The sequence below is a fragment of the Petroclostridium xylanilyticum genome, from assembly GCF_002252565.1.
GTDB lineage: Bacteria > Bacillota > Clostridia > SK-Y3 > SK-Y3 > Petroclostridium > Petroclostridium xylanilyticum.
This window is the reverse complement of record NZ_NPML01000031.1, coordinates 54,507-64,823: the sequence shown is the minus strand read 5'-3', so window position 1 is coordinate 64,823 and position 10,317 is coordinate 54,507. Positions and strand designations below refer to the sequence as shown.

General features: G+C 37.8%; 8 protein-coding genes. 1 reads left to right on the top strand and 7 read right to left on the bottom strand.

Going from position 1 to position 10,317, the window contains the following annotated elements:
- Window positions 1-134: 134 nt before the first annotated feature.
- The 6 genes from glmS to cdaA form a co-directional block, all read right to left on the bottom strand.
- Window positions 135-1,961, bottom strand: a complete 1,827-nt coding sequence (gene glmS / locus CIB29_RS18260; protein WP_094552229.1) for a glutamine--fructose-6-phosphate transaminase (isomerizing) — start codon at window positions 1,959-1,961, stop codon at window positions 135-137.
- A gap of 431 nt (window positions 1,962-2,392) precedes the next feature.
- A complete protein-coding gene (glmM, locus tag CIB29_RS18255; protein WP_094552227.1) occupies window positions 2,393-3,742 on the bottom strand; it encodes a phosphoglucosamine mutase in 1,350 nt (449 codons plus the stop codon).
- 118 nt (window positions 3,743-3,860) lie between these two features.
- Window positions 3,861-4,838: a patatin-like phospholipase family protein gene (locus CIB29_RS18250; protein ID WP_094552225.1), complete on the bottom strand. Its 978-nt coding sequence runs from the start codon at window positions 4,836-4,838 to the stop codon at window positions 3,861-3,863.
- Between the two features lie 99 nt (window positions 4,839-4,937).
- Entirely contained in the window at window positions 4,938-6,539 is a 1,602-nt protein-coding gene (locus tag CIB29_RS18245; protein WP_094552224.1) for an NAD(P)/FAD-dependent oxidoreductase, read from the bottom strand.
- A 6-nt stretch (window positions 6,540-6,545) separates the two neighbouring features.
- Window positions 6,546-7,841: a CdaR family protein gene (locus CIB29_RS18240; protein ID WP_198543981.1), complete on the bottom strand. Its 1,296-nt coding sequence runs from the start codon at window positions 7,839-7,841 to the stop codon at window positions 6,546-6,548.
- Complete coding sequence (cdaA, locus tag CIB29_RS18235) at window positions 7,838-8,686, bottom strand: diadenylate cyclase CdaA (protein ID WP_278335894.1); 849 nt, start codon at window positions 8,684-8,686, stop codon at window positions 7,838-7,840. The genes CIB29_RS18240 and cdaA overlap by 4 nt, the downstream gene beginning before the upstream one ends.
- A 351-nt stretch (window positions 8,687-9,037) precedes the next feature.
- Between cdaA and CIB29_RS18230 the strand changes: the two genes are divergently transcribed.
- Window positions 9,038-9,694 (top strand): BON domain-containing protein, encoded by a 657-nt coding sequence (locus tag CIB29_RS18230; RefSeq protein WP_094552220.1) that lies wholly within the window; start codon window positions 9,038-9,040, stop codon window positions 9,692-9,694.
- Window positions 9,695-10,129: 435 nt separating this feature from the next.
- Here CIB29_RS18230 and CIB29_RS18225 read toward each other — a convergent pair whose 3' ends face one another.
- Window positions 10,130-10,285 carry an aspartyl-phosphate phosphatase Spo0E family protein gene (locus CIB29_RS18225; protein WP_117434620.1) on the bottom strand — a complete coding sequence of 52 codons (156 nt, stop codon included), beginning with the start codon at window positions 10,283-10,285 and terminating at the stop codon, window positions 10,130-10,132.
- Between the last annotated feature and the right edge of the window lie 32 nt (window positions 10,286-10,317).

Below are 10,317 nucleotides of genomic sequence, written 5' to 3'. Positions count from 1 at the left end.
GCAGCCGTTCAGGATTTTTCCTGCTTCGACTACGGGATTTTGGAACGAACTTTATTTTGACAGAGTCAACTTTATTATCATGGAGTGGAGTTTATTTTAGTTATACAACAACACCACCAAACCTTTTTACAATTTTATTCTACTGTCACAGATTTTGCAAGGTTTCTTGGCTTATCCACATCGCATCCCTTTGCTACTGCTACATAGTATGCAAACAGTTGTAACGGTATTACTGTAAGTGAAGGAGCCAACAATTGGTCTACCTGTGGAAGATATAGTACAAAATCTGCTTCCTTCTCTATTTCAGTATTACCTTCCTGTGCCACAGCAATTACTACTGCTCCTCTGGCTTTTACTTCTTTGATATTGCTCAGCATCTTGTCAAAGAGATGCTCCTGCGTTGCAAGTGCTATAACCAATGTTCCCTGTTCGATTAGGGCGATTGTACCATGCTTCAACTCGCCGGCAGCATAAGCTTCGGAGTGAACATAGGATATTTCTTTTAGCTTTAATGAGCCTTCCAGTGCTACTGCATAGTCTAATCCTCTGCCTAAGAAGAAGACATCCTTTGCATTAAAATACTGTGAAGCATAATACTGAATCTTTTCTTTATGATTCAATATATTTGCCACTTTATCAGGTATTGTTTTTAAGTGTTCAATAATATTTTCTACTTCCTGTTCGGAAACAGTTCCTTTTTTCAAGCCCATGTAGAGTGCTATTAAATACATAGCAGCTAACTGGGCGCTGTATGCTTTTGTAGAAGCAACAGCAATCTCGGGTCCGGCCCATGTGTATAATACGTTATCGGATTCCCGCGCTATTGAACTGCCAACAACATTTACTACAGATAATATTCTTGCCCCCTGCTTCTTTGCTTCTCTCAAAGCAGCCAGTGTATCTGCAGTTTCCCCGGACTGGCTGATCAAGATAACAAGTGTATCCTGGTCTATGATAGGATTTCTATATCTGAATTCTGAAGCTACATCTACTTCAACAGGAATTCTTACCAATTTTTCAATTACATATTTTCCTACCATGCCGGCATAAGAAGCAGTACCACAAGCCACAATATAGATCTTCTTAATGCTGTCGACATCTTCTTTAGTAAGCTTAATATCATCTAATACAATGGTTCCGTCTTTTAACCGTGGACTAACTGTATCCTTTATTACTTTAGGTTGTTCACATATCTCTTTAATCATGAAATGCTCATAGCCGCCTTTTTCCGCAGCAGATACATCCCAGTTAACAGTAAATACTTCTTTTTTGATTTCTTCTTTATCAATATTAAAAATTTTAACTTCATCTTTCTTGAGGAGAACAATCTCTTTATCCTCTAAAAGGTAAATATTTCTTGTATGCTCCAAAATAGCCGGAATATCTGAAGCAATAAAGTTTTCATTCTCACCTAAACCAACTATTAACGGACTATCCTTCCTTACTGCAACCAATTCGTCCGGTTTATCCTTGCATACGATACCTAAAGCATAGGAACCTTCTACCCTATTGATTACTTTAATAATCGTATCAATCAAATCGCCGTTATAATAATAATCTGCCAGATGCGCTACAACTTCGGTGTCAGTATCAGATACAAATTCATATCCCTTCCCGATAAGATATTCTCTTAACTTTAAGTAGTTCTCAATAATACCATTGTGAACTACTGCAATATTTCCAGATGAACTGGTATGAGGATGCGAATTTACGTCAGATGGTGCACCGTGTGTGGCCCATCGCGTATGTCCTATTCCCATTGTACCCGGTAAGTTTTTCCCGCCATCCAGTTTATCATCAAGGATTTTCAATCTTCCCTTTGCTTTTACAACATTTACCTGATTATCATTATATACTGCCACTCCGGCAGAATCATATCCTCTATATTCAAGCTTTTTTAATCCTTCCAAAAGTATAGGTGCCGCCTGTCTGTCACCTATATATCCAACAATACCACACATACTTGAAACCTCCATTAATGAATAGTATATTTTTCTATTTTCATCCTATTCATACCCGGCCTCTTTTGGACCGCAATCGCTTGCGGGTTTGTAAGACCTTTATCGGTGGTATGTCACCGTGAGGCATCCGCCGAAAATCCGATAAACCTCATCCTCGTCAACTGTATATTATACAGCCCAGGCGCTTTTATTTTCGATTATTGAGGGGTCACATCTCTTCTCATAAGAAATGTCCCCTGTCATCTTCCCAATGGCCTCACCCCCCAAAAATTAATTGATAATTGAGAATTGACAATTATTAATAAGTACAAGCTTATAATTTTAAAGCCTCTAAAATCAAATTCCCTGTCATAACTATTATAAATGTTGAAATTATACTGCTAATTTTAATTGTATATTAATTCTCAATTATCAATCTTCCATTCTCAACTCTATTTCAGTCTTTCTTCTATTAACCTTGCCAATTCTTCAGCTTTCTCCTGTAGGAAATTTTTATCTTGTCCTTCAATCATTACACGTACCAGTGGTTCGGTTCCTGAGGGCCTTATCAGTACTCTGCCGTTGCCTGCAAAGGTGTCCTCAAGGCTCTTTATGGCCTTTGCTATAATTTCATCTTCCATATATGTATTTTTCTTTTCATTACTTACTTTAGCATTAACTAATACCTGTGGCAATACCTGCATCACCGATGCAAGCTCAGATAGCTTTTTGCCGGATTTCTTAAGTACGGATAACAGTTGAAGAGCAGTAATCATTCCATCTCCCGTCGTATTATGCTGCAGAAAAATGATATGCCCTGATTGTTCTCCACCTAGAACATACCCCTTATCAAGCATTTCCTCCAGCACATATCTATCTCCAACTTTCGTCTGTACAACTTTTAGGCCTTTTTCTTTAGCCATAATGAACAAGCCTAGGTTACTCATTACAGTCGTAACAAGTGTATTATCTTTTAATTTGCCTTGTTCCATAAGATCTAGAGCACAGATCGCCATAATTTGGTCACCATCTACCAAATTCCCTTTTTCGTCTATGGCCAGCACTCTATCTGCATCTCCATCAAAAGCAAGTCCGACATCAGCACTGGATTCTATTACAAACTTCTGCAACTGCTCTATATGAGTAGATCCACAGTTTAAATTAATGTTAGTGCCATCCGGTTCATTGTTAATTACGCTTACTTCGGCACCCAGTTCAAAAAGAGCAATAGGGGCAGATTCGTAGGAAGCTCCATTTGCGCAATCTATTGCAATTTTCAGTCCTTCTAAGTTACAGTCTATAGTACTTTTTATAAACTTAACATAATCATCCAATGCATTTTCATTTTCTGTTTTATGCCCGATTTCAGCACCTACAGGCGCAGGTATTTCCTCTGCGTTATCAAGAATAATAGCCTCTATTCTTTCTTCAATAGCATCACTTAATTTATAACCTTTATTATTAAAATATTTGATTCCGTTATACTCTACCGGATTATGAGAAGCAGATATCACTACTCCTGCATCAGCATTATACAGCCTTGTTAAATATGCTACCGCAGGTGTAGGTACCACCCCTATAGAAATAGCCTCTGCACCTACAGAACATATTCCTGCAATTAAAGCAGCCTCCAGCATATCTCCTGAAATGCGCGTGTCTTTTCCTACCAATATTTTAGGTCTATGATGGGTCTCTTCAGTCAATACATATGCGCCTGCCTGCCCCACTTTAAACGCAAGCTCTGGTGTAAGCTCAGTGTTGGCCACTCCCCTGACTCCATCGGTTCCAAATAATCTACCCATTTATTTATGTACTCCTTCCATATAGTACTCAATCTCAATCCTAATCTATTATATCACTTTTATTTAAATACTCAACTGGTATGTTTGTAGAATTATTCACAATAAACTTTAACAAACTTTAACTCGTTCTAACATAAATGCTATTCAGTCCCAATCTCCTCTTTATTTCCGGCAAAGCTTTTTTTGCAGCTATATATCCCCGGTCTATGCATTCCTTTATTCTGCTGGATTCTAAAAGCTTTACGTCATATATTTCAGGCTTCAACACATAATCTACATCGCTTAACTTGAATTTTGATAATTGGTAGGCCATAACGTCTATAGACTGGGCAGCAATTTCAAAAATATTATCTATTTCCTCCCTGGGGTAGCCGGAGTAGCCTAAATTCACTGCAAGCACCCTATCTGCACCCATATGCTTTAGAATATCCCCAGGAACATTATCGGTAATTCCGCCATCTACCAGTCTTCTTCCGCGAAACATTTTGGGTTTGAACACTACCGGAAATGCTGCACTTGCCCTCACTGCCTCCCAAACATAGGCATCATCAATATATATCATATGCTTTGTATCTTGCATTAAAAATTTATTAGACACAAACATGATGGTCTGCGCCGTATTAATATCTACTGCCGGAATTGCCAAAGGAATTATGGTATCTTTCGTTAAATAAACCTCTTTATCATAACAATACTTTCTTACTGTATTTTCTATTATATTTCCTTTGATAAAACCGTCAACTTTTGCGTTTCGTCTTAAAATCCAATTAACAATGAAAACAATTACCCCTAAAAAATCAAAATCTACCAGGTCTAGTCTTTCTCTGGCCTTACTTCTTTTAAATAGTATTAAATCAACAAGAAACGGTGCAGCCTTACCAAAATCAGGGTCTGCTACTCCTGAATCGAATTTTAGAAATATTTCCTCTATCTCCCGCGGCGTATAGCCTGATGCATACAAGGATGCCACTATACTTCCGGCACTGGTACCTGATATCATATGTACCGGCACTCCACCTTCTTCAAGCGCCTTTAAAACCCCTATATGTGCAGCACCTCTAATACCTCCGCCTGATAACGCAAGCCCTATTTTCATTGAAACCACCCCAACACGAATTGAGAATTGCCAATTGAGAATTAAAAATTGTTTAAAAAAAATATAATTCTCTATTCTCAATTCTATTTTACTCAGCGGTTAGGTGATTGGTGCATATTTTTTAATAATTTGCTCCGCTGTCCTTATACCATCCACTGCTGCACTTACAATCCCCCCGGCATAACCGGCCCCTTCTCCGGCAGGAAAAAGTCCTGATAGGTTAACTGCTTCTCCCGTTTCCCCTCTGGATATACGAATTGGCGCCGAGGTTCTGGTTTCCACTCCTGTCATAATTACATTGGCATCGGAATACCCCTTTACCTTTTTTTCGAAATATCTTAGACCATCCCTCATTGTCTTAATCACATACTCCGGCAGGCATTTTGCAAGGTCAGCAGGAATTACATTCCCAGTATAACTGGGCTTCACATTTCCAATATGCTTTGACGGTACACCCTGTAAAAAGTTCCCTACCAGTTGTACCGGAGCACTATAATTATTTCCTCCTACTTTAAAAGCAAGCCTTTCCCACTTTCTCTGAAATTCCACGCCAGCCAGCGGATGTGCACTTCCAAAATCTTTGGGTCCCACCGAAACTACCAGTGCACTATTTGCATTTTCTCTATCTCTTGCAAATTCACTCATACCATTTGTTACAATAGAATTATATTCCGAAACTGCCGCTACCACCACACCACCGGGACACATGCAAAAAGAATAACAGGCCCTATCCGTGCCTTTGTAAACCAATTGATAATCTGCTGCCTTTAATCTCGGATGTCCTGCATAGTCTCCATATTGCGCAAAGTCAATAGTTCTTTGAGGATGTTCTATGCGCACCCCGATTGAAAACGGCTTTTGTATGATTTGAACCCCTTTTTGAAGCAGCATCTCATAGGTATCTCTCGCACTGTGTCCTATTGCCAGCACAACTACATTGGTTGAAATCTCCTCTTCATTATTTATTTGAATTCCTTTTACAATACCATTCGAGAAATATATATCGGTTAATTTTGAATGAAATCTTACTTCACCTCCTAAAGAAATAATCCGATTACGCATATTTTTAACAACACCCTTCAGGAGGTCGGTGCCAATATGCGGCTTGCCTTTATATAGGATTTCATCCGGTGCTCCCGCTTCAACCAGTTCCTTTAAAACCCGCTCGCTCCTTTTATCATTGATTCTTGTGGTTAACTTACCATCGGAAAATGTCCCGGCTCCTCCTTCTCCAAATTGAACATTGGATTCAAGGTCAAGCTCATTTGTCCTCCAGAAATGGTGAACTTTTTTACTCCGCTCATCTACATCACCACCTCTTTCCAAAAGAAGAGGTTTATAACCGTTTAAAGCTAAAATAAGACCGGCAAATAATCCTGCCGGTCCTGTTCCAATGATAATAGGTCTGCCCGATATTTTTTCCGTACCGGGATAGATAGGTTGCTCTGGCTGTGGAACTATAAGCCGTACATCATGGTCAGCAAGTTTTTTTACAATCCTATCCTCATTTTTATACAAATCAACTAAAATTGAATATACAAAGTCTATTTTACCTTTACGCCTTGCATCTACCGACTCTTTCACAATACGAAGATTTTTTATATCACTTTCCCCTACTCTTAGTTTCTTTGTTGCAATTTCTCTCAAAGAGGTGATATCTTCATTAATTGATAACCTTATATTGTTAATTTGCAAACTCATATACTATTAGCCTCCCGGTGAATTGCTATAGCCACTATTCGTGTTAGAATTCGTATTTTGGTCATTGTTGCCTACAGGCTTTGTATCTTCTCCCACCTGCCTGGATAGCTTTACGGTAACAACATGGCTTCCCACAACTTGAACATCTGAAAATACCTTAATATCAACGGGCACTTCGTGCTGGCCTTCCCCTAGATTTTTTATATCAATGGCAGCATATATATCGTTGCTTCTGAGGGTGTTTATGTTGCTTTCAATACCTTTTAGTGTTACTTCCAACTGCTTTGTGATCAACTTATAACTTAGATTCTCCGGTACATTATCTACTCTTATATTTTGCACTGTAAGGGTGCGTAATATTTGTCTTTCTACATCAATTTTTATTTTTACAGTATTCACCGGCTCAACTAGCTTTAATCCTTCAGTCACATGGATAGGAACATCTACCTCAACATCTTTTTCAATCCTATTAATAGTAACCGGCTCGGTAAAAATTTGGGATATGCTGTCTATTACTTCACTTTTACCTGCAATTTTTACTGTACTAGGAAAAACCTCAGTCTTTGCAATAACATAATTTTCAGCAACTGAACCTGCTAACTGCGGTACAACCGGAACCTGTTTTGATTTCAAAATAGGATATACAATTTGGACCGTTTCAACATCTTTAGTGATATAGCTGCTGTTAATCTTTTCTTCATTCTTATTGTATATTTCATACTTTTGTTTCGTTACTATATCTTTATTTTGCCCTGATATGTCAACCGAAACACGCAAACTTCCTATTGTACTAATAATAGATGAAGGGCCTCTTAATGTAACAACATTAGGCGTAATTTGAGGATCAAGTGCAACATATGGTTCTTTAACTTCCCCTTTCGTTATTACATTAATCGTTTTCTGTATCTCCATCATTTTATCCAGCTTAACTGTAGCGTAGTACGGCTTTTTCTCCAGAATTGTAACCCCTTCAATAGAAGGTTCCACCTGTATCGGAACAGAATGTTCACCCGTCCGGCTAAGCCCTCTCAAATCAGCTACAGCTTTAAAACTCTGTTCACTTAGACCTGCGAGCGTCTTCCTTCGTCCCTTGACCTTTAGACTAACTGTCTGGTTGGAATCGCTGAGAATAAATAAACCGGACTCTGCGATTGCTTCAGTCCCAATAATATTTACAGGAATATCTTTTAAAGTTGTTTCAGTCTCAGGATTCTGGATGTCTACCACATAAAGCCACAAAATAACAGCAATAAGACCAGAAATAATTTTCAGGGTAATATCTTTATTTAAAATTCCTTTCACTTGCCTTTCCCCTTCCATGACAATAGCTTTTTCTTGCTCTTTTTATCTCTATTGGTCTGAAGTGTCTTATTGAGTGCTTTCTTCAACGTCTCAATAGTAAGATTCCTGGTAAGGTCCCCGTCCAGTGCAACAGATATTTTCCCCGTCTCTTCTGAAACTACTATAACAACAGCGTCTGAATTTTCTGAAATGCCTAAAGCCGCTCTATGCCTTGTTCCCAATTCTTTGCTAAGATTTTGGTTTTGGGTTAGTGGCAAAAAGCATGCAGCTGCCTTTATTTTATTTTCCCGTATAATTACAGCCCCATCGTGCAAGGGCGTGTTGGGAATAAATATGTTTACCAATAGTTCGGCACTAATTAATGAATCCATGGTGATACCGGTCCTGATAATGTCGCCAATTTTCGTATCTCTCTCTATGACCATTAGTGCTCCAATGCGGTTTTGTGAAAGAGTGTGTACAGCTTTTGCAATTTCCTCAATTGCCATCGCAATATTACCCTCGGTATTGTATTCTTCAAAGTTGAACATATTACCAAACCGGCTTCGTCCCATTTGCTCCAACGCGCGCCTTAACTCCGGCTGGAATACAACCAAAAGTGCAAGAACGCCAACCTGCATGGTGTTTCTCAATATGAAATTAATTGTATTTAATTTCAACCAATCACTAAGCTGGGTTACCACAAGTAAAATAACAATACCTTTTATAAGCTGTTCCGCCCTGGTCTCCCGGATGAGCTTGATCGCCTTATAAATTACATAGCCGACTATCATAACATCAACAATATCGCTTAGTTTCACAAATTTTATAAAATGAATTATGAATTCATAAACATTCTGTAACAAAGCCGTGCACCTCTTAAACTATCTTTTAATTAAATTATACCGTTTTTATTAGGAAGTTGTCAGCATTTTTTTATTTTTTTTCAAATAAAAAGCATAGTAATTTAGTCGCATAAATTGGTTAACTTGTACAAATGATAATTGTAGTTAACAGTTCACTGTTCATAATCCACAGTAAACTATCAATTAAAAATATAAAAATTGCATGAACGATTTTGCATAACTGGTCAGGAATGCGACATGGGGACGGTTATGTAAATTATTTACATTCAAGAGCCTGTTTATTCAATTTTCGGATTTATTGTTGTGAACTGTAAGCCGTGAGCTTATTTTTATATAATATGGAGGTAGAATATGGATAAAGATGCTAAGATGACAAAAATAATTAAAGATAAACTGGAAGAAAAAATGGGTGCCAGTGCTATGGATATAAATGTTGAATACCAAAATGGGTTCGTTCATTTATCCGGTTTTGTAGATGTGCTGGCCGAAAAAACTTTCGCAGAAGAAATTGTAAAGGGAATGGACGGAGTTCATAACATTGAAAATAACCTTACAATCGCTCTGGATGGCGAAATCAGTGATAGCCATATTAATGCTGAAATAGATAGAACTATTAAACACAGCAAATATGCCAAAAGCCTCAAAAGAGTCAGTTCCAAAGTCTCGGGAGGCAGTGCTGTTTTAACAGGTTATGTGAATACTCTGGCAGATGAAATGCATGCTATTGAACTAGCAAAAAGTGTAAGAGGTGTCAAAAGCGTTGCGAGTAATCTTGATATTGTATCCACTCATAATTACGATGATGCTACTATAAAAAACAAAATAAGCCAGGTCTTCTCAGGCACGCGCTTAAGCACCCCTGACATCCAAACTGAAGTAAACAACGGAAAAGTTACTTTAAAGGGTTATGTCTCCAATATGGGTGACATGGAACTGGCTATCGAACTGGCTGCAGATGTTGAAGGAGTTATGCATGTAAGTAATCAATTGAAAATTAGGAGATTGTGATATCGAGGGTTGTGGAGGGCAGACACACAGGTCTGCTCCCGATTCATCCCCTGGACGGTTACCACGTTCTCTCTAATTTCGTCCCTTACAGCAACCGCCAAAAGCTCTATCGGCTGCAACAATTTAGCCGATTTATTTTAATAGCTATTATTGCAACCCCTATTGCATCATATATTACTAACCCTGTAGTTAGCAGTATATACGACGGATTGTTTACACTGCTGAACTTGTAGATTTAAACATCACTTCAACGCAAATTTTCAATATAAAAAATTACTAAGTAAAAATAATAAAAAAAGACACTAATATCATCTTATCTTATAAATTTGTGAAATATTTTACACTTTATAAGGTAGCATATTAGTGGCTCTTTTATTACTCTTTTATATTTATTATCCCTTTACCATAAATTGAATATATTTTTATATTTTTATACTAGGCACTCTTCATATACTTAAAAATTAATTCGTCCAACCGTTGGCTTAATTCTAAAATTTCTTCCGAAGAAGGGTCTTCATTCTCAATTAGTTTATTAAGCTGGTCTTGCATTACTACAATTTCCTTTTTTATTTCTTCTTTTTTGCTACTCATGCAATCCATCTCCTTCAGTCAGTTTGCAATGC

What these genes read in the sequence shown, in the direction of transcription:
- glmS (WP_094552229.1), bottom strand. Translation starts at nt 1,961, where the DNA reads ATGTGTGGTATTGTTGGATATATAGGTGACAGACAGGCGGCACCTATA.
- CIB29_RS18250 (WP_094552225.1), bottom strand. Translation starts at nt 4,838, where the DNA reads ATGAAAATAGGGCTTGCGTTATCAGGCGGAGGTATTAGAGGTGCTGCA.
- CIB29_RS18245 (WP_094552224.1), bottom strand. Translation starts at nt 6,539, where the DNA reads ATGAGTTTGCAAATTAACAATATAAGGTTATCAATTAATGAAGATATC.
- CIB29_RS18230 (WP_094552220.1), top strand. Translation starts at nt 9,038, where the DNA reads ATGGATAAAGATGCTAAGATGACAAAAATAATTAAAGATAAACTGGAA.
- CIB29_RS18225 (WP_117434620.1), bottom strand. Translation starts at nt 10,285, where the DNA reads ATGAGTAGCAAAAAAGAAGAAATAAAAAAGGAAATTGTAGTAATGCAA.
- glmM (WP_094552227.1), bottom strand. Translation starts at nt 3,742, where the DNA reads ATGGGTAGATTATTTGGAACCGATGGAGTCAGGGGAGTGGCCAACACT.